The sequence below is a fragment of the Paramagnetospirillum caucaseum genome, assembly GCF_000342045.1.
GTDB lineage: Bacteria > Pseudomonadota > Alphaproteobacteria > Rhodospirillales > Magnetospirillaceae > Phaeospirillum > Phaeospirillum caucaseum.
Genome location: NZ_AONQ01000232.1, coordinates 1 through 211, shown reverse-complemented (window position 1 = coordinate 211; position 211 = coordinate 1). Strand labels below are relative to the sequence as shown.

Below are 211 nucleotides of genomic sequence, written 5' to 3'. Positions count from 1 at the left end.
CCGACAGCGCGTCGCCGTCGACGTCGCCGGCATGGGCCAGCAGCTGTTCGGCGGTGATGGTGAACGAACGGTCCTCGGTGCCCGAGGCCAGGCTCACCTCGCTGGTGGTCGGGCCGTCATTGACCGCCGCCACGTCGAAGCTGGCCGAGCCGGCGGTGGTGCCGCCCTGGCCGTCGCTGATGGTGTAGCTGAGATCGACGTTGCCGTTGAA

1 protein-coding gene is annotated in these 211 nt (G+C 69.7%); it reads right to left on the bottom strand.

Annotation, left to right across the window (positions count from 1 at the left end):
- Window positions 1–211, bottom strand: a 211-nt coding sequence (locus H261_RS25680; protein ID WP_008623055.1) for a cadherin-like domain-containing protein, incomplete at both ends; no start/stop codon positions are given.